The sequence below is a fragment of the Streptomyces malachitofuscus genome (assembly GCF_055571035.1).
In genome coordinates this window covers 164844-182892 of record NZ_JBVIGA010000014.1, presented here as the reverse complement: position 1 = coordinate 182892, position 18049 = coordinate 164844, and the positions used below count along the sequence as shown (strand labels likewise).

General features: G+C 73.6%; 13 protein-coding genes, 4 tRNA genes and 1 other RNA gene. 10 read left to right on the top strand and 8 right to left on the bottom strand.

All coding sequences use genetic code 11. From position 1 onward, the window contains the following. Positions 1-83: 83 nt before the first annotated feature. The 8 genes from ACZ44S_RS21665 to ACZ44S_RS21630 all read left to right on the top strand — a co-directional run bounded on the left by ACZ44S_RS21665 (position 84) and on the right by ACZ44S_RS21630 (position 4683). Positions 84-401 carry a histone-like nucleoid-structuring protein Lsr2 gene (locus ACZ44S_RS21665; protein ID WP_190167210.1) on the top strand — a complete coding sequence of 106 codons (318 nt, stop codon included), beginning with the start codon at positions 84-86 and terminating at the stop codon, positions 399-401. 160 nt (positions 402-561) lie between these two features. After that, positions 562-633, top strand: a tRNA-Gly gene (locus tag ACZ44S_RS21660). A gap of 80 nt (positions 634-713) precedes the next feature. Next, a tRNA-Gly gene (locus ACZ44S_RS21655) sits at positions 714-786 on the top strand. A 128-nt stretch (positions 787-914) separates the two neighbouring features. Then, positions 915-1877: an ABC transporter ATP-binding protein gene (locus ACZ44S_RS21650; protein WP_466931435.1), complete on the top strand. Its 963-nt coding sequence runs from the start codon at positions 915-917 to the stop codon at positions 1875-1877. Then, positions 1874-2650 carry an ABC transporter permease gene (locus ACZ44S_RS21645; protein WP_466931433.1) on the top strand — a complete coding sequence of 259 codons (777 nt, stop codon included), beginning with the start codon at positions 1874-1876 and terminating at the stop codon, positions 2648-2650. The genes ACZ44S_RS21650 and ACZ44S_RS21645 overlap by 4 nt, the downstream gene beginning before the upstream one ends. 28 nt (positions 2651-2678) lie before the next feature. Continuing rightward, a complete protein-coding gene (locus ACZ44S_RS21640) occupies positions 2679-3971 on the top strand; it encodes a sensor histidine kinase (RefSeq protein WP_466931431.1) in 1293 nt (430 codons plus the stop codon). Next, entirely contained in the window at positions 3968-4588 is a 621-nt protein-coding gene (locus ACZ44S_RS21635; protein WP_466931429.1) for a response regulator, read from the top strand. Before ACZ44S_RS21640 ends, ACZ44S_RS21635 begins: the two co-directional genes overlap by 4 nt. A 22-nt stretch (positions 4589-4610) precedes the next feature. Continuing rightward, positions 4611-4683: transfer RNA gene (locus ACZ44S_RS21630), tRNA-Gly, on the top strand. A 100-nt stretch (positions 4684-4783) separates the two neighbouring features. Here ACZ44S_RS21630 and ACZ44S_RS21625 read toward each other — a convergent pair. The 6 genes from ACZ44S_RS21625 to ffs form a co-directional block, all read right to left on the bottom strand. Then, the gene (locus ACZ44S_RS21625; RefSeq protein WP_466931427.1) at positions 4784-5683 is read right to left on the bottom strand and encodes a phosphoribosylaminoimidazolesuccinocarboxamide synthase; all 900 of its coding nucleotides are present in this window, start codon (positions 5681-5683) and stop codon (positions 4784-4786) included. 69 nt (positions 5684-5752) lie between these two features. After that, positions 5753-7288 (bottom strand): N,N-dimethylformamidase beta subunit family domain-containing protein, encoded by a 1536-nt coding sequence (locus ACZ44S_RS21620; RefSeq protein WP_466931425.1) that lies wholly within the window; start codon positions 7286-7288, stop codon positions 5753-5755. A 232-nt stretch (positions 7289-7520) separates the two neighbouring features. Then, positions 7521-9512: a M48 family metalloprotease gene (locus tag ACZ44S_RS21615; RefSeq protein ID WP_466931423.1), complete on the bottom strand. Its 1992-nt coding sequence runs from the start codon at positions 9510-9512 to the stop codon at positions 7521-7523. A 289-nt stretch (positions 9513-9801) separates the two neighbouring features. Then, complete coding sequence (gene purD / locus ACZ44S_RS21610) at positions 9802-11055, bottom strand: phosphoribosylamine--glycine ligase (RefSeq protein WP_466931421.1); 1254 nt, start codon at positions 11053-11055, stop codon at positions 9802-9804. A 90-nt stretch (positions 11056-11145) separates the two neighbouring features. Further along, entirely contained in the window at positions 11146-13404 is a 2259-nt protein-coding gene (locus ACZ44S_RS21605; protein WP_466931419.1) for a DNA polymerase III subunit gamma and tau, read from the bottom strand. A gap of 47 nt (positions 13405-13451) precedes the next feature. Further along, an RNA gene (gene ffs / locus ACZ44S_RS21600) (signal recognition particle sRNA small type) lies at positions 13452-13550 on the bottom strand. Between the two features lie 72 nt (positions 13551-13622). Here ffs and ACZ44S_RS21595 point away from each other — a divergent pair. After that, positions 13623-13710: transfer RNA gene (locus ACZ44S_RS21595), tRNA-Ser, on the top strand. Positions 13711-13933: 223 nt separating this feature from the next. Further along, positions 13934-14593 carry a DUF1326 domain-containing protein gene (locus tag ACZ44S_RS21590; RefSeq protein WP_466931418.1) on the top strand — a complete coding sequence of 220 codons (660 nt, stop codon included), beginning with the start codon at positions 13934-13936 and terminating at the stop codon, positions 14591-14593. A 13-nt stretch (positions 14594-14606) separates the two neighbouring features. Here the strand turns inward: ACZ44S_RS21590 and ACZ44S_RS21585 are convergent, their stop codons facing one another. Beyond that, complete coding sequence (locus ACZ44S_RS21585) at positions 14607-15425, bottom strand: DUF2182 domain-containing protein (RefSeq protein ID WP_466931499.1); 819 nt, start codon at positions 15423-15425, stop codon at positions 14607-14609. Positions 15426-15576: 151 nt separating this feature from the next. Then, complete coding sequence (locus ACZ44S_RS21580) at positions 15577-17406, bottom strand: copper resistance CopC/CopD family protein (RefSeq protein ID WP_466931497.1); 1830 nt, start codon at positions 17404-17406, stop codon at positions 15577-15579. Between the last annotated feature and the right edge of the window lie 643 nt (positions 17407-18049).

Sequence of the window (18049 nt, the reverse complement as noted above, 5' to 3'; positions counted from 1 at the left end):
CGGACAGCCGACATCTCGGCGACGTACCGGCACGTCATCAAGGACGTCCGGACGAGAGGTGTCGCACGAAGGGACCGATATTCGTGGCGCAGAAGGTCGTGGTCACTCTCTTTGACGACATCGACGGCTCGGAAGCGGCGGAAACGATCGCCTTCGGCCTGGACGGCAAGTCGTACGAGATCGACCTCAATGAAACCAATGCCAGGAAACTGCGGAAGGCTCTCGAGCCCTACGTGGACGCCGGCCGCAAGCGGTCACGCTCCGGCAAGGCCTACCGGCAGACGGAGGTCGCCCCCGACCCGTCCGCCGTGCGCGCCTGGGCGCAGGCGAACCGGATGGACGTGCCCGCGCGGGGCCGGATCCCCAAGAAGGTGTACGAGGCGTTCGCCGCGGCGCAGTGACCCGGCCGGGTGACCGTCGCCGGCCCGGTGCCGGGCGATCCCCCCGACGGCCGGTCACCCGCCCCCCGCGTCAACCGACTTGCGCAGCACCCCCGCTGATCAGCTAGAGTCTGGAGCACGCCGAGGGGCAAGGCCGAAAGGCCCGGCCCGCGGAGTACATGCGGGTGTAGTTCAGTAGTAGAACATCCCCCTTCCAGGGGGAAGGCGCAGTGTGCAATTCCTGTCACCCGCTCCGCACCGCCGTACCGAGGACCCCGGTCCATCGGGTAGGCTGGTGCCCGCGCCGATCGGTGAGAGCCGGTCGGAGGCAATGCGGACGTAGCTCAGTTGGTAGAGCGCAACCTTGCCAAGGTTGAGGTCGCGAGTTCGAGCCTCGTCGTCCGCTCAGTGGTGAGACCCCGGTCCCTCGGACCGGGGTCTTTCGCATGCCCTGACCGCCCGTCTGACATTTGTCATGTCCGGTGGTGACAGGGCGCACTGCCCCCGCGCCCCGCCGAACGGGATGCTCGAGGCATGGAAGCGAACGAGCACGAACACGTGATTGAGGTCACCGACCTGCGACGTGTCTACGGGGGCGGCTTCGAAGCGGTGTGCGGCATCGACTTCTCCGTGCGGCGCGGGGAGGTCTTCGCCCTGCTGGGGACCAACGGCGCGGGCAAGACCTCCACCGTCGAACTGCTGGAGGGACTCGCCGCCCCGGCCGGCGGGCGGGTCCGGGTCCTCGGCCACGACCCGTACACCGAGCGTGCCGCCGTACGGCCCCGCACCGGCGTGATGCTCCAGGAAGGGGGCTTCCCCTCCGAGCTGACCGTCGCCGAGACCGCCCGTATGTGGGCGGGCTGTGTGAGCGGGGCCCGGCCCGAGCGGGAAGTGCTGGCGCTGGTCGGCCTGGAATCGAAGTCCGGTGTGCGGGTGAAGCAGCTGTCCGGGGGCCAGCGGCGCCGTCTGGACCTCGCGCTCGCGCTGCTCGGCGACCCCGAGGTGCTCTTCCTCGACGAACCCACCACCGGGCTCGACCCCGAAGGCCGCCGGGAGGCCTGGGACTTGGTCGCCTCCCTGCGCGACGCCGGTACGACCGTGCTGCTCACCACGCACTACCTGGAGGAGGCCGAGCAGCTCGCCGACCGGCTCGCGATCATGCACGAGGGCCGCATCGCCGTGACCGGCACACCGGCCGAGGTGACCGCCACCGAGCCGTCCCGGATCTCCTTCGAACTGCCCGGCGGCTATCACCTGGGCGATCTGCCGCCGCTCGCCGAACTCGGTGTGAGCGACCACACCACCGACGGCCGGACCGTCCGGCTGCGCACCCACGAACTGCAGCGGGCCGCCACCGGACTGCTGGTGTGGGCGCAGCACGCCGGAGTGGAGCTGCACCGGCTGGACGTGCGGTCCGCTTCCCTGGAGGAGGCGTTCCTCTCCATCGCCAAGGAGGCCTCCGCGGACGCGGCGGCCACGAAGGAGTACGCGGCATGAGCACGACCGTGACCACCCCGATGAGCCGGATGGCCGCGCTCGCCCGCGCGGAACTCACCCTGCTGGGACGGAGCAAGGGCACCCTCGTCACCGCTCTGTTCGTGCCGCTGGTGCTGCCGGTCAGCGCCCACGAGGCGGCCAAGGAGATGGACCTCGCCGAGGCCGGGCTCACCATCGGCGAGATGGTGCTGCCGGCCGCCATCGGCTTCTCGCTCCTGTTCGCCGTCTACGCGGCGCTCGTCGGATCCTTCGTCGCCCGCCGCGAGGAACTCGTCCTCAAGCGGCTGCGCACCGGGGAGCTGCGGGACACCGAGATCCTGACCGGGGCCGCGCTGCCCGCCGCCGCGACCGGCCTGGCGCAGTCCCTGGTGCTGGCCGCCGGCTGTGCGGTCCTGCTGGACATGGAGGCCCCGCCGGCCGTGTACCTCTCGGTGCTGGGGCTGCTCCTGGGACTGGTGATGTGCGCGGGACTCGCGGCCGTCACCGCCGCCTTCACCCGGACCAGCGAGAGCGCGCAGGTCACCACGCTGCCGCTGCTGTTCCTCTCGATGCTGGCCTCCGGGATGATGGTCCCCCTCGAGATCCTGCCCGACCGGATCGCCTCCTTCTGCGAGCTGCTGCCCCTGACCCCCGTCATGACCCTGGTGCGCGGCGGCTTCACCGGCGACCTGTCGGCGTCCGAGACACTGGGTGCCGTGGCGACGGCGGTGGCCTGGGTCCTGCTGTCGGTGTTTGCTGTACGGCGCTGGTTCCGCTGGGAGCCGAGGCGCTGACGCGGTCGAGAGCAGGGGACGCGAGGACATGAGCAGGCCGGGCGGCTGGTGGGAGCGCAAGAGCACACCGGCGAAGTTCGAGACGTACACGCGGTGGTCGTTCCACCTGCTCGCGCTGACCGAGCTCTCGGTGGCCGGCGGGATGCTGATCGGTCAGGTCGGCCCGCGGCTGGCCGTTCCGCTGGTGTCCATGGCGGCCCTGCACAGTGTGGTGTGCGGTGTCACCGCCTCGCGTGCCCTGGACTGGCAGCGCGGGCAGCGGGACCGTCCGATCCGGACCCTGTGGGTGTTCGGTGTGACGACGGCGGTGATGGCCGTGGCCGCGCTCGTCGTCGCCCGGCACGGCCCGGGCGGTGACGACGTCGCGGGCGCCGCCGGCGGGGTCTACGCGATCGTGATGATCTTCGGTGCCGGTGCGGCCGGCGTCTGCGTGCGCGGGCGGCGGCGGGTGTCCGCCGTGACGCTGGGCTTCGCGGTGGCGGCCGGAGCCACCTCCGGCGCCATCGGACTGCCGTGGCTCGTCGCGCTGGTCACGAGCCTGCTCGTGCTGGCCGGCGGCGGCTTCTTCGCCTTCACCTACGCCTTCTCCGCCTGGCTGCTCAACGCCGTCTACGAACTCGACGAGGCCCGTGAGACCCGCGCCCGGCTCGCCGTCGCCGAGGAGCGGCTCAGGTTCGGACGCGACCTGCACGACGTGATGGGGCGCAACCTCGCGGTGATCGCGCTGAAGAGCGAGCTGGCCGTCCAGCTGGCCCAGCGGGAGCGCCCGGAGGCCGTGACCCAGATGGTCGAGGTGCAGCGCCTCGCCCACGAGGCGCAGCGGGAGGTGCGCGAGGTGGTGCGCGGCTACCGCGAGGCGGATCTCGCCGGCGAACTGGCGGGCGCGCAGGGCGTGCTGTCCGCCGCCGGTATCGACTGCACGGTCACCGGCCCGACGACCGGATTCCCCGCACCGGTGCAGTCCGCGCTCGCGTGGGTGGTGCGGGAGGCGGCCACGAACGTGCTGCGGCACGGCGACCCACGGCGGTGCGCGATGGAACTGCGGGTACGGGAGGGGCATGTGGTGCTGACAGTGGAGAACGACGGGGCACCGGCGCCCGGCGGCTCGGGCGCCCGGGGATCCGGGCTGATCGGGCTGCGCGAGCGGCTGGCGGAGATCGGGGGGACGCTGCGGGCCGGGCCGGCCGGGGACGGGCTGTTCCTGCTGACCGTCGAGGTCCCGCTGCCCACGCATTCCGGCGAGGCCCCTCCCGCCGCCGTACCGGCCCCCGGTCCCGCGCGTGAGGCGGCGTCCGTTCCTGTGAGCGAGGCGACATCGTGACCGGACCCCGGAACGTGCGGCTGCTGCTGGCCGACGACGAACACCTGATACGGGGCGCGCTGGCCGCGCTGCTGTCGCTCGAGGACGATCTGACGGTCGTCGCCGAGGCGGCGTCCGGGCCGGAGGCGCTGGCGATGGCGCGGGCGCACGCCCCCGATGTCGCCGTACTGGACCTGCAGATGCCCGGCGCCGACGGTGTGAAGGTCGCCACATCCCTGCGGGCGGAGCTGCCCGGCTGCCGGGTGCTGATCGTGACCAGTCACGGGCGGCCCGGACATCTGAAGCGGGCGCTCGCGGCAGGAGTGCGCGGGTTCGTCCCCAAGACCGTCAGCGCCCAGCGCCTCGCGGAGATCATCCGCACGGTGCACGAGGGAAACCGTTACGTCGACCCCGAGTTGGCCGCCGACGCGATCGCCTCCGGTGACTCCCCGCTGACCGCGCGCGAGGCCGAGGTGCTGGAGCTCGCGGCGGACGGGGCACCCGTGGCGGAGATCGCGGAGCGGGCCGCGCTGTCCCAGGGGACCGTGCGCAACTATCTCTCCTCCGCCGTCTCGAAGCTCGGGGCGGAGAACCGCCATGCGGCGGTGCGCCTCGCGCGGGAGCGAGGTTGGGTATAGTGGGTCTCGCGCCACGGCGCATGCGAACGTAGCTCAGTTGGTAGAGCGCAACCTTGCCAAGGTTGAGGTCGCGAGTTCGAACCTCGTCGTTCGCTCAGGAACAAGGCCCCGGTCATCGACCGGGGCCTTCGTCGTGCGCCCGGCCCACGGGGGAGGCGGGCCGGGCCCCTGCGGGCCCGGCCGGCTGTCGGGTGCTCAGCTCCAGGTCGTGCCGGTCAGCCGCTCGTAGGCCTCCACGTACTTGGCGCGGGTGGCGTCCACGACATGCTGCGGCAGCGGCGGCGGGGGCTGCTCGCTCCTGCGGTCCCAGCCCGACTCGGCCGAGGTGAGCCAGTCCCGTACGAACTGCTTGTCGTACGAGGGCTGCGGGCGGCCCGGCTGCCACTGGTCGGCCGGCCAGAAGCGGGAGGAGTCCGGGGTGAGCACCTCGTCCGCGATGACCAGGGTGTCGCCGTCGAAGCCGAACTCGAACTTGGTGTCCGCCAGGATGATGCCGCGGTCACGGGCGATGGTCCGGGCCCGGGAGTAGGCGGCGAGGGTCGCCTGGCGCAGCCGGGCCGCGGTGTCCGCGCCGACCTGGCGGGCGACCTCCTCGTAGGAGACGTTCTCGTCGTGCTCGCCGACGGCGGCCTTGGTGGCCGGGGTGAAGATCGGGGCGGGCAGCTCCGAGCCGTCCACCAGGCCCTCAGGAAGGGCGAGACCGCAGACCGTGCGGGACTCGTCGTACTCGGCCAGGCCCGAACCGGTGAGATAGCCGCGGGCCACGCACTCCACGGGGACCATGTTCAGCGACTTGCAGATGAGCGTGCGGCCCGCCCAGTCGTCGGGGGCGCCGGGCGGCAGCTCGGTGCTCAGCACATGGTTGGGGAGCAGGTCGGCGAGCTGCTCGAACCACCACAGGGAGAGCTGGGTGAGCACCCGGCCCTTGTCGGGGATCTCGGTCGGCAGCACCCAGTCGTACGCGGAGATGCGGTCGCTGGCGATCATCACGAGGTCGCCCGCCTCGTTCCGGTACAGCTCGCGCACCTTTCCGGTGTGCAGATGCACCAAACCCGGAACCTGGATCGGCTCGGGCTTTTCGACGAATCCGGACACGGTTCCTCCCCGTGGTTCTGTCTGAATGACTCGATTCTCCCGTACGGAGTGAACGGTCGCGGCCGGGGGTCAGTCGCGTTTGCAGATGCGGTCCAGGAGGTTGGCGGTGGCGCGCTGGACGCGGGGGTCGACATGGCCCGGCCGGTCCAGGGCCGGGGACCAGGCAAAGGTCCCGGAGGCGAACACCCAGGCGCCGGAGGGGGCGCGGTAGAGGGAGGTCTCCTGGTGCCGCCGGGCGCCCGCCCGGTCGGTGTACGGAGAGTGGGCGAGCAGGACGCGCTCCTCGTACGCCGGCAGCGGGGTGCGCGGGTAGTAACGGTCCGCCTCGCCCGCGACCATGCCCTCGATCCGGTCGCCCTCGCGGGCGCCGGTCGCCTCCCACATCCAGTGGTCCGCGTTGCGGATGATCAGCGGGTGCGGTTCCGGGACGTGCCCGGCGTACTGGATGCCGAGCAACTGCTGCTCCGCGCGGTCGATCTCCCGCCACAGCGCCGGTTTGCCCGGGCCCTGGCGTTTGCGGCAGGTCAGCAGGCGGTCGGGGCCGGACGGGGAGGGGGCGAGCTCCACCTGCCAGTACAGCGTGTTGGCGGAGAGGAAGACCAGGGACGTGCCGTGCTCGCGGGCGCGTTCCACGGCGGTGCGCATGGGCACCGACCAGTACTCGTCGTGGCCGGGGAAGATCAGGCCCCGGTGGCGGGTGGGGTCGACCCGGCCGGCATGCAGATCGCGGGCGTCGGCGTAGGCGAGGTCGTAGCCGTAGCGCTCGGCCCAGCGGATGACGTCGTAGGCGTGCCCGACGTGCAGCGGGAGGCCCGCGCCTGCGTAGGGGCGGTCGAAGGAGACGGTGGTGGCGGCGTCGGACTCGCCGAGCAGCCGGCCGTCGTCGTCCCAGGCGTGGTAGAGGCTCGCGCCGGTGCGGCCGTCCTCCGGGTAAAGGTTGTAGGCCTGCCAGGTGATGTCGGGCAGGACGAGGAGGAGGTCCGCGGGGCGGTCGTCGCGGACGGTGAACGGGACGTGCGAGCGGTAGCCGTCGGCCGTGGTCAGCACGGCGACATACGCGCCGACGCTCCAGTACGACGGAATCGGTAACCGCCAGGACAGCCACCAGTGGTGGCAGGAGACGGTGCGGTCGGCGGTGAGCGGCGGCGGCTGCACGATGCCGGAGAGCCGGGGGCTCGAGGTGATCTTGGTGGCGCCGTCGCCGGAGTAGTGGCCGATGCGGTAGACGTCGACGCCGAACTCCTGGGGCGGGTCGACGGTGATGTGGAAGTCGATGGCCTCGCCGGGGGCGACGGCGCCGGTGGAGGTGAAGCCCTTGATCTGGCGGTGCACGTCGTCGGCCGCGCGGGGGCCTCCGGAGGACCGGGGGGCGGGCACGCCGGGGCCACCCTGCCTGGGGAGGCGGGGGGCGGCCGCCCGGCCCGGGACCGTGCCCGGTCCGGTGTCCGGGTGCGCCGGGTCCACGTACCAGGGGACGACCTGGCCGGTGTCGCCGAAGTAGGTCTCACTGCCGCGCAGCCACGGGAGGGGGCCCAGCCCGAAGGGATCGTTCACGGCGTGCGCCAGCGCTCCCGACTCCCAGCGGCGGATCTGCTCCGAGCCCATGATCGCTCCCCTCCCTCGTGCCCCCGTTGCGATGCGGTGCGTGGTGCGGTCCGGCAGGCGCCTGACGGGTGAGGCCCGGCGACGTTTATGTGCTTGTCGTATGTCCCGAGCCCTTGCCCACGGGTCCGAACGGTCCAAGCACATCACATAACGCACGCACTCCGTCACCGTTCGTTTTGAATTGACCGAAAGCGGAAGGGTCTGCTCCGGGCGGGGCGGCGGGGCCGGTGGCTCAGACGAGCCGTACCGGCTTCTCGGCCCGTATGCCGTGCTCGGCCAGCCATCCGCGGAGGGCCGAGGGATCGCCCTCCTCGATCAGGGCCAGGACCTGGGGTGACAGGTCCGCCGCCCGTACGGCACCCAGGAGGAGCGCCGGGCCGTCGAGCCAGTCGAGGCCCGGGGTGGCGCCCGCGGTGTCCATCGCCGCACAGCACACCATCGCCGTGATGTGGTCGGCGAGCAGCTCGCGGCCGGTGCGCGGGGGCTGGAGGGGGAAGAGCGGGAGCGCGGCGCGGTCGTCGCGGAGGGGGGCCGGACCGGTGGTACCGGGGGCGGCGGTCGCCCGCGCCTCCTCGCGCGCCAGCTCGGCGGTCAGCCGGGCGGCCAGGGCGGCACTGCGCGCGGTGGTTCCGGACAGGTCCTCGTCGTCGTCCGGGAGGGGGCCGGGGGGTGCGGTGGGGGCCGCGGGCGGTTCCCCCGGGCCGGGGCGTTCGCCGGGACCGGGGCGTTCGCCGGGGCCGAGGTGCTCCCCGGAGCCGGGGCGTTCGCCGGAGCCGGGGCGTTCGCCGGAGCCGGAGCGTTCGCCGGAGCCGAGCCGCTCCCCGGAGCCGGAGCGTTCGCCGGGACCGGAGCGTTCGCCGGGACCGGAGCGTTCGCCGGAGCCGGGGCGCTCCCCGGAGCCGGAGCGTTCGCCGGGACCGGAGCGTTCGCCGGAGCCGGGGCGGGTCGTCAGGTGGGTGAGGACGCGGGTGAGGGTCGGACCGTCCGGGGCCGGGGGGTCTCCCGGGGCCGGGGGCGCGTGGAGGGCGTCCAGGACCCGGTGGAGGCGGGCGGCGTCGGTGCGCCACTTGCGGTCGACGACCTCCTCCGGGTAGTCGCCCCAGTGGACCGGAGCCCAGTCCGGGCCCGTCTCCGCCGGCCCGCCGTGGAACAGACGGGCGGCGAGCAATGAGGCGGCCTCGTCCACCGCGCCCGGCTCCTCGAGCAGGTCACAGGCGGGACGCTCGCCGAGACGGGAGGCGAAGCCCTCCGCCAGCCGGTCCCTGCGGGACAGCTCGGTGAGCGCCGCCACCACTCCCGCGTTGAGCCGGGAGGGCCAGCGGCCCATCCGCCAGGCGGGCAGCGCGACCCGGGTGAGCAGCCGGTCCCAGCCCGCGTACGCCAGGCCCACCTGCTCCTGGGCGACGATCCGCAGTCCGTAGTCCACAGCCTGTGCGCGCTCGGCGGCCGCGGCGGCGACCCCGCGCTCCATCTCCGCCGCATGGACCCGGCATCCGCGCAGCAGCAGCCGGGCCACCCAGCCGAGGACCGCGAACCCCGCGCGGGACACCGGTCCGCGGTGCGGTGCCGAGGTCACGGCCACCGCGGCGTCCAGCCCCTGCACGAAGCGCCGCGCGGCGGCTATGTCCGGGTGCGCCGACGGTCCCGTACCGGCGACGACCGGGGCGAGGACCGCGCGCAGCTCCCCCACCCGCATCCACCACAGGAACGGGGAGCCGATCACCAGCACGGGCGGAACGGGCGTCCGGCGCGGGGGCCGCCCCGCCCCCGCTATGTCGTCGTACTTCTCCGCCGGCGGGGGGCCGTGGGCCGGATGGGTGCGGTCCTCCAGCCAGCTGTCGCAGTCCGGGGTGAGTGCTATCGCGGAGGGCGCGGGAACGCCGAGACGGTCGGCGAGGTCGCGCACCATCCGGTACAGGTCCGGGGCCGCCTCCTCGGCGACCGGCACGGTGGGGCTCATGGCGGGCCGGGAGCGGGCGACGACCAGGGCGACCCCGGCGGCGAGGAGCAGGACGAGCACCGCGGCCGGGGTCACGAGCCTGCGGGCCAGGTCCCAGCCGGTGCCCGGGAGATGCCCGGTGGAGCCGCCGACGAGCAGGATCACGGCGACGGCCGCCGGCAGCAGCGCGACGGCCAGGGCCCGGCTGCGGACCCGCAGCACGGCCAGCGCACGGGACCGCGCGCTCTGTCCGCCCGCGTGAGCTCCCATCCCGCTTCCGCTCATGGCCCGACCTCACCCCCTCCCGGCTCCGGACGCTGTCCTGGCATTGCCCATGCCCCCCACTGTGACACCGGCCACTGACATCGCAATGCCGATGGGCCAAGTGCCGGAATGCCTGCGCGGCACCCTAGTTGGGGCCCCGGTTGACGTCAGCCGGATGGCCCATCGCTCACTCGATGGAATGGCTTTGGGGAAAGGTGGATGACGGACGGCAAAGGTCAGGCCCCGAATCCTGAGACGGATCCGGGGCCTGCGGGGTTCATCGGCGCCGGGGAACGGACCGGCGGACGGGCTAGGCGTCCTGCGCCGCCTTGGCAGCGATGTCCGTGCGGTGCTGGGAGCCGTCGAGGCCGATGCGGGAGACCGCGCGGTAGGCCCGGTCGCGGGCCTCGGTGAGATCCTTGCCGGTCGCCGTGACGGACAGCACCCGCCCGCCCGCGCTCACGATCGTGTCGCCGTCGCGCTTCGTACCCGCGTGCAGTACGTACGCGTGCGGCGCGTCCTGGGCGGCGACCTCGTCCAGGCCGGTGATCGGGTCGCCGGTGCGCGGGGTGCCGGGGTAGTTGTGCGAGGCGACGACCACGGTGACGGCGGCCTCGTCGCTCCAGCGGGTCGGCTCCAGATGGGCGAGGTTGCCGGTGGCGGCGGCCATCAGCAGGCCGCCCAGCGGGGTCTGCAGCCGGGCCAGGACCACCTGGGTCTCGGGGTCGCCGAAGCGGGCGTTGAACTCGATCACGCGGACCCCGCGCGAGGTGATCGCCAGACCGGCGTAGAGCAGACCGGAGAACGGGGTGCCCCGGCGCCGCATCTCGTCGACGGTCGGCTGGAGCACCGTCTCCATGACCTCGTCGACCAGCTTCGGGTCGGCCCACGGCAGCGGGGAGTACGCGCCCATGCCGCCGGTGTTCGGGCCCGCGTCGCCGTCCAGCGCGCGCTTGAAGTCCTGGGCCGGCTGGAGGGGTACGACCGTCTCGCCGTCGGTGATCGCGAACAGGGAGACCTCGGGGCCGTCGAGGAACTCCTCGACGACCACGCGCTCACAGCCGCCGGCGTGCGCGCGGGCCGCCTCGATGTCGTCCGTGACGACGACGCCCTTGCCGGCCGCGAGTCCGTCGTCCTTGACGACGTAGGGGGCGCCGAACGTTTTGAGGGCCGCGTCGACCTCCTCGGACGTCGTACAGACGTAGCTGCGGGCGGTGGGCACGCCGGCTCCCGCCATGACGTCCTTCGCGAAGGCCTTGGAGCCCTCGAGCTGCGCGGCCTCCTTCGAGGGGCCGAAGACGGGGATGCCCGCGTCGCGCACGGCGTCGGCGACACCGGCGACCAGGGGCGCCTCCGGGCCGACCACCACGAGGTCCGCACCGAGCCGGACGGCCAGCGCGGACACGGCCGCGCCGTCGAGGGCGTCGACCGGGTGCAGCTCGGCGACGTCGGCGATGCCGGCGTTGCCGGGGGCGCAGTGCAGCGCGGTGACGTCGGGGTCGAGGGACAGGGAGTGGCACAGGGCGTGTTCGCGGGCGCCGCTGCCGATGACGAGGACCTTCACGGGGGTCAGCCTAACGGGAGACGGCCGGTTTCCTTTGTGCGGGCTTCCGAAGGCGCGGGGCGAGGCGCTTTGTGGGTTCCTCCAGACGCCCTACTCGTTGGCGATCTCTTCGACGACCGTCGCCCCCAGCTCCCGTACGAGCAGCTCCTTCCCGGAGAGGGCGGATTCGTCCAGGTCGGGGTCGTCGTCCTCGGGGATGTCGTCCTCGGGCGAGACGGGCGCCGGCGGTTCCGGGACGGAGGGGCGGGGGGCCGCCGGAGCGGGGCCGGGCGCGGGTGCGGACGGCGCACCGGGCGCGCTCACCGGCTGCGCGGGGTCGGCCGGCGCGGCCGTCCGGGGTGCGGAGGGACGCCCGCCTGCGCCGGGGCCGCCGTACCCGCCGCCACCGCCGTATCCGCCGCCGCTGCCACCTGCGGGCGGTCCGGGCGGCGCGGGAGCCGCCGTACCGCCGCCGGACGGGTCGACGACCGCCTCGATCTTCCACTGCACGTTGAACTGCTCGGCCAGCGACTGGCGCAGGACGTCCTCGCTGCCGCTGCTGAGGAAGTTGTCCCGGGCGCCCGCGTTCACGAAGCCGAGCTGGAGGGTCGAGCCGTCGAAGCCGGTCACCTGGGCGTTCTGGCTGAGCAGGATCCAGGTGAAGCGACGACGGTTCTTGACCGTTTCCAGGATGTTCGGCCAGAGCATGCGGGGGTCGAGGCCACCACCGCCGCCCGAGGGCGCGGGAGCAGAGGGCGCCGCCTGGGACGCGGGGGCGGGCGGAGGCGCGGGCGCGGGGGCACCCGACGGTGCCGCGGCGGCGGGCCGGCCGCCGCCGACCGGGGTCGCCGTGGGCCAGCCGCCGGGGCGTCGGCCGCCGCTTCCCCCGGCGGAGGCGGCGGTGGGCCAGGCACCAGGGGCTCCCGCCGCCGGAGCGGCCGGGCTCTCGGCGGCCGGAGTCGGAGCCTGAGCCGGGGCGGCCGCCGGTGGCGGTGCCTGTGCGGGAGCAGGCGCGGGGGCGGGGGCGGGCGCCGGGGTGGGCGCGGGTGGCCCGTGGGTGGGCACGGGGCCCGGCGCGCGCACCGCGGCCCGGGCGGCGGCGGCACCGCCGCCGGGCTCGATGTCGCCCTGCCCCTGCGCTCCTGAGTGGGTTTCCGGTCCGGGGACGTACCCCATGGCGGGCGCACCGGCGCCGGCCCCGGCGGAGAAGTTCACACCGCGCTCGATCCGGTCCAGCCGGGCCATGACCGAGCGCTCGTCGCCGTACGCGGCGGGAAGCAGCACGCGCGCGCAGATCAGCTCGAGCTGGAGACGGGGCGAGGTGGCGCCGCGCATCTCGGTCAGCCCCTCGTTGACGATGTCGGCGGCGCGGCCGAGCTCGGCGGGGCCGAAGGTGCCGGCCTGGGCCTGCATCCGCTCGATGACGTCGGCGGGGGCGTCGATGAGCCCCTTCTCGGCGGCATCGGGGACGGCGGCGAGGATGACGAGGTCCCGCAGCCGCTCCAGCAGGTCGGCGACGAACCTGCGCGGGTCGTTGCCCCCCTCGATCACCCGGTCGACGACCTCGAAGGCGGCGGCGCCGTCGCCGGTCGCGAAGGCCTCGACCACGGAGTCGAGCAGCGAGCCGTCCGTGTACCCGAGCAGGGAGGTGGCCATGGCATACGTCACACCCTCCGCCCCGGCACCGGCGAGCAGCTGGTCCATGACGGACATCGAGTCACGCACGGACCCGGCACCGGCCCGTACGACGAGCGGCAGCACACCCTCCTCGACGGGGATGTCCTCCTTCCCGCACACCTCGCCGAGGTACTCCCGCAGGGTGCCGGGCGGCACCAGCCGGAACGGGTAGTGGTGCGTACGCGACCGGATCGTCCCGATGACCTTCTCGGGCTCGGTGGTCGCGAAGATGAACTTCAGATGCTCCGGGGGTTCCTCGACAACCTTGAGCAGCGCGTTGAATCCGGCCGACGTGACCATGTGGGCCTCGTCGATGATGTAGATCTTGTACCGGCTGGCGGCAGGCCCGAAGAACGCCTTCTCCCGCAGGTCACGGGCGTCGTCCACACCACCGTGGGACGCGGCGTCGATCTCGATGACGTCGATGGAACCGGGTCCGTTGCGCGCGAGGTCGCGGCACGACTGGCACTCCCCGCACGGGGTCGGCGTGGGCCCCTTCTCGCAGTTCAGGCACCGCGCGAGGATGCGGGCACTCGTCGTCTTGCCGCAGCCGCGCGGACCGCTGAACAGGTACGCGTGATTGACCCGGTTGTTCCGCAGCGCCTGCTGCAACGGGCCGGTGACATGCTCCTGCCCGATGACCTCGGCGAACGACTCCGGGCGATAGCGGCGGTACAGCGCGAGAGACGACACGCCTACGAGGTTATAGGCGCCCACCGACAACCGGACCGGCCGCCGCACACGCAAGCGCCCCCCACGCACCCGCCAGAGCCGACCTACCCTTGCTGCCTTCCGGCCCTGGGGGAGTTCAGTCAGATAGCGCCGCGTGAGGGGCTACGCAGAGGCTACCCCATGTCGCGGGCGGGGAACGAGTTCGCGAGCACTCCTCTCGGTCATGTAATGTTTCCGGCGGAGGATTCGCCTAGAGGCCTAGGGCGCACGCTTGGAAAGCGTGTTGGGGGCAACCCCTCACGAGTTCGAATCTCGTATCCTCCGCCAGTGCCTCACCGGGCACGATGTCGAAGGGCCCCACCGCTTGCGGTGGGGCCCTTCGACGTTGTCCGTCACCGATGAGCCGAACCGAGGTCCGGGTGCGGGTTCCCTCGGTGGGGGGCGGGGTGCAAGCTGGAAGGGAGGCCGCCTCGTCGTTCGGGCGCGGGCTCGTGGGCGCGCGGTCTCGCCACTCCGAGTGAGCCTTCCGGCTCGGCAGGAGGGAAGCGAGATGACCGATCAAGTCACCACCGACATCCGCTGGCACCTGACCGGCGACTGGTTCGACGTGTGCAAGTGCGCCATACCGTGCCCCTGCACGTTCGCCCAGCCCCCGACCTACGGCGACTGCGAGGGCGTGCTGGTCTGGCACATCCGGGAAGGCAGCTTCGGCGACGTGCGGCTCGACGGTCTGAACGTCCTGATGATCGGCTCCTTCACCGGCAACCCCTGGGCCGGCACCCACACCGATCCGTACGCCGCGATGTTCCTCGACGAACGGGCCGACGAGCGGCAGCGCGCCGCGCTCGGCACCATTTTCGGCGGCGAGGCGGGCGGATGGCCGGCGGAGTTCGGGGAGATGTTCCACCCGGAGATGCGCGGGATGGACTTCGCCCCCGTCCACGTCGAGATCGACAAGGACCTCGCCACCTGGCGGGCCGAGGTTCCCGGCCGGGTCACGGCCACCGCCGAGGCGCTCACCGGTCCGACGACGCCACAGGGCGCCCGCGTCCAGGTGCACAACGCCCCGGGTGCCGAGGTCGGTCCGGGCCAGGTCGCCACCTGGGGACGGGCCACCACCGACCGTGCCGACGCGTTCGGCTTCTCCTGGGAACGCTCGGGGAAATCGAGCAAGCACTTCCCGTTCGAGTGGAGCGGCCCCGACCGGTGAGGACGCGCCCGCGTCACATGTCGCCCATCGGCATGGTCCCCTGCAGCCCCGGCAGCAGCCAGTCCTGGAACGGCGCGAGCACGGCCAGGACGAGGAACGCGATGCCCACGGCCCGGGCGAGCAGCGGGCCTCGGGACCACAGTTTCTCGACGAAGATCACCACGGCCAGCCCGGCCATGGCCGCCACGTTCATCACGCCGAGCGGCACCAGGACCACCATCAGCCCCGCGCAGCAGCCGACGCAGTAGGCGCCGTGGTGCAGGCCCACCCGGAGGTCGCGGGCCGGCCGGCGGAACCCGGAGTAGCGCACCAGGTGGCCCATGGGGTCGCGGCAGTGCCGCAGGCAGACGTTCTTGAGGGGGCCGAGCTGGTACAGGCCCGCGAGCAGGAAGGCCACCGCGCCGATCCAGCGCCCGGCGGTCGGACCGTCCTCCACCAGGTCGCCGGTGACGGCCAGGGCCGCATAGGCGAGCAGGCCGAAGGCGGTCCACACCAGCAGATAGCCGCCCACGAACTCGACGGTGCGCGCGGTCCGCGTCCAGCCGGAGGACCGGCGGCCGATCCCACGGACCCAGGTGACCGCCACCGGCGCCATGGACGGCAGCATCATGGCCGCCATCATCGTCACCCACAGCAGCAGGAACAGCGGCAGGGCCGTGCCCATCGTGCCGGGCCCGACCCCCATGTCCCGGGCCTGCCCGATCGTCAGCACCCACGCGGGCACCGCGATCAGCACGATCAGCAGCCAGGCGGCGGCGAGTTCCCGGGTCGGCAGCAGGCTCCCGCCCGCTCCGGTCGGCGCGGGCGGCGGGGCGGAGGTGGCGGTGGACATCCGGCTGTGACGCATCGGCGCGTACTCCTGCGACTGCTTCCAGCACAGCACGGATCCCCAGGCGTCGCGACGCGTGGGCGTGGTCACGCGGGGGCCGGGCCTCCGCGCGGGCGGCTGACGCCGTCGAGCGGGTCGCCAGGTGAGCGGGTGATCAGCGAGTGATCCGTACCTGCCGGGTCTCGCTCACCTGGTCCAGTTCGGAGACCCGGATCGTCAGCTTCATGGTCCAGGTGCCCTCGAGGGGGAGGTTGAGGTCGTTGGTGGCCCAGTAGCCGCCGCGGTCGGTCACCTTCGCGTCGATGGGGCCGATGTCCTTGGCGGCGAGGGTGAAGGAGATCCGGACCTCCGGTACGAAGGTCAGGGCTCCGCCCGGGCCGAAGACGACGGCCTGGAGGCCGTTCTCGCCGACCCGGCCCGGGTCCATCGTGATCTGCACCGTGCCGCGGCCGCCGGGGGTGCCGACGTCGTAGGGGACGGTGAACGCCTCCGCCCCGGGGAGCCCGGCCACCTGGGGCCGGGGCGCCTCGGCGGCCTCCGCCTCCGCGCGGGCGGGGAGGGTGCCGGTGAGCACCGTGGTGATCAGCAGGACGACGACGGCGACGAGCACCTCGGCCAGCACGGACCGGCGCAGGGCGCGGCGGTAGTGGTCGGCCGTCGGTTCCGGCGGCGTACCGGGTGCGTCCGGTCCGTCCGTCCCCGGCGCTCGGGGGGTGTCCGGTCCGTCCGGCAGCGTCTCCCCCGCCCCCTGCCGTGCGGTGGCGGCACCGGACGCGCCCACCAGCTCGGGCACCCGCTCCTCCACCGTCGCCGGGGGCTGCGCCGCCCTGCGCACCAGGAGTGCCGTCCAGCGGCGTGACAGGCCCGCCGCCAGCAGCAGGAAGACGGTCGCGGCGAGCTTGGCCGTCAGGGTCCGGCCGTACGAGGAGTCCGTGAGGGCGGTCCAGGAGCCCAGGCCGCGCCAGGACTGGTAGACGCCGGTCACCACCAGGACGGTCACCGACAGGAAGGCCAGGCGGGAGAACCGGGTGACCGTGGCGGGCGAGGGCGGGGTCTTCGCGCGGTACAGGGTGAGGAGCAGCGCCGTCAGGCCGCCGAGCCAGCAGGCCATCGCCAGCAGGTGGAGGACGGACGACGCCATCGCCAGCGGGACCTGGATCCCGGCGGAGGCGTGCTCGGCCGCGGCCCAGGTCAGGGCGAGCGCGACGGACACGGCGGCGCCGGTCGCCATGCGGGTCCGGGGGCCGCCGCGCCGGGCGAGCGGTACGAGGACCGCCGCGGTCAGCAGGAGCAGGGCCAGCCGGGTCAGCAGGGCCAGGCCCGGGCGGCCGGTGAGGGTGCCGGAGAACGCGGAGAGGTCGAGGGCGGTGGCGGGTGACGTGCCGTTCTCGTAGGGGGCGCGCAGGACGAGCAGCGCGGCGGTGGCCGTCAGCAGGGTCCACCAGCCGGTGAGCACCGGCAGCCGCAGCGGGGCGGTGTCCGCGGGACGGCACAGCCCGGCGAATGCGGCCGCGCCGATGAGCAGGGCGGCGGCGATGTACGCGAGATAGCGGCCGGTGTCGTAGAGGCTCTTGGTGACCGGGTGCTCGGCATGGTCCGCGGGCGCCGCGGGCGGGTGGGGGGAGGGCTCGCCGATGGAGAAGGTGAAGGCTCCGGAGACCGGGTGGCTGTCGGCCGACACCACCCGCCAGGCCACCGTGTAGGTGCCGTCCTCGAGGCCGCCGGGCAGTGCGGCGCGGGCGGTGTCGGAGGCGCCGTCCGCGTGCCGCGGCTCGCCCAGATCGACGCGGCGGTTGTCGGGGCTGTAGACGCGGAACGAGTCGTCGAGCAGGCCGACGGACTCCGTGAAGGTCAGGGTGATGTGCCGGGGCGCGGACTCGACGACGCTGTTGTCCCCGGGGTCGCTGTCCCGGAGCGCGGCGTGGGCGCTCGCCGGGGTGGCGCTGCCGAGGAGGAGCAGGACCAGCACGGTGCCCAGCAGCACCAGCCCTTGAAGTCGCCGGGTTCCGCGGCCTGCGGCCTCGCCTCGTCCGCCATCGCCCGCCGCCTCGCTCCGCCGTCGCTCCACGTCGTACCCGCCTCCCGGCAATCCGGCTACGGGTTAGGTACGGATATGGACACCGGACTGCTCACCGGCCCCCGCGCGAGTATCGAGCCCGTCCGGCACGCTGCGGCCGACCGGCCGACGCGTAGCGCCCACGGTGGGTGGGTGGTGCGGGGCCGGGCCGGGGGTGTCCGTCCTCGGACTGGCGCGATTGAGCATCTTGGTGGAGCTGCGCGGCGCGGACGCGCCAGCCACTGCGGGCGAACACCCCCGCCCCGCCCCCACCCCGCCGTACGCGGCATACCCTCCACGCCCACGTCGGTCCGCGCTGCCCGCCCTACGCGCCTGCGGCCCCTGCCGCGATCCGCGGGCAGTCGTGCCTCCCCCAGTGCCTTACGGGACTGGGAGGTACCCCCAGGGCGATGGGGGTCCACCCGCTCATGGGGGTCCCCCCGCCCGAGCGCAGCCGAGGGTGGGGGAGAAGCCGAGAGTGGGGGAGGGTGGGCGCGACGACACCCCGATGGCGCCGGGCTGCGCAACCAACCCCCGGTCCACACCCACGCCGGGTAGCCCGTCGGCCCCG

What these genes read in the sequence shown, in the direction of transcription:
- ACZ44S_RS21650 (WP_466931435.1), top strand. Translation starts at nt 915, where the DNA reads ATGGAAGCGAACGAGCACGAACACGTGATTGAGGTCACCGACCTGCGA.
- ACZ44S_RS21645 (WP_466931433.1), top strand. Translation starts at nt 1,874, where the DNA reads ATGAGCACGACCGTGACCACCCCGATGAGCCGGATGGCCGCGCTCGCC.
- ACZ44S_RS21640 (WP_466931431.1), top strand. Translation starts at nt 2,679, where the DNA reads ATGAGCAGGCCGGGCGGCTGGTGGGAGCGCAAGAGCACACCGGCGAAG.
- ACZ44S_RS21620 (WP_466931425.1), bottom strand. Translation starts at nt 7,288, where the DNA reads ATGGGCTCGGAGCAGATCCGCCGCTGGGAGTCGGGAGCGCTGGCGCAC.
- ACZ44S_RS21615 (WP_466931423.1), bottom strand. Translation starts at nt 9,512, where the DNA reads ATGAGCGGAAGCGGGATGGGAGCTCACGCGGGCGGACAGAGCGCGCGG.
- ACZ44S_RS21590 (WP_466931418.1), top strand. Translation starts at nt 13,934, where the DNA reads ATGACCGATCAAGTCACCACCGACATCCGCTGGCACCTGACCGGCGAC.
- ACZ44S_RS21585 (WP_466931499.1), bottom strand. Translation starts at nt 15,425, where the DNA reads ATGTCCACCGCCACCTCCGCCCCGCCGCCCGCGCCGACCGGAGCGGGC.